The organism is Psychrobacter sp. CAL346-MNA-CIBAN-0220 (assembly GCF_040309805.1).
Taxonomy (GTDB): Bacteria; Pseudomonadota; Gammaproteobacteria; order Pseudomonadales; family Moraxellaceae; genus Psychrobacter.
This window is the reverse complement of the sequence record NZ_JBEOPF010000132.1, coordinates 1-282: the sequence shown is the minus strand read 5'-3', so window position 1 is coordinate 282 and position 282 is coordinate 1. Positions and strand designations below refer to the sequence as shown.

Genomic DNA, 282 nt, shown 5'->3' with positions numbered 1-282 from the left:
ACCAGGTACTTTGCTGTAAAGCGTTGCAAGGCTTGCGTAAGCCGATCCATTTAATGCAGCACCATCTATTGAAAGTGCATTTTCAAGTGACGCTTTTGCCTCTTTTGCTAAACCAAGTGCACCCAAGCCACCTTTTGCGCCGGCAAAACTAGCTAACACAATACCATTCCAAATATGCGGTTGTGCCGAGTTAGGGTAGTTTTCAACAAATAACGCGCTTTGCTCACTTAATTGCGTAAACGCATCTATTTGCGCATCGTCTTCAAGCTCGTAGTTGGCAAT

General features: G+C 44.7%; 1 protein-coding gene. It reads right to left on the bottom strand.

From position 1 onward, the window contains the following. Positions 1-282 (bottom strand): hypothetical protein (locus AAEY88_RS13005; protein ID WP_350563054.1); only part of this gene is annotated, 282 nt, incomplete at both ends.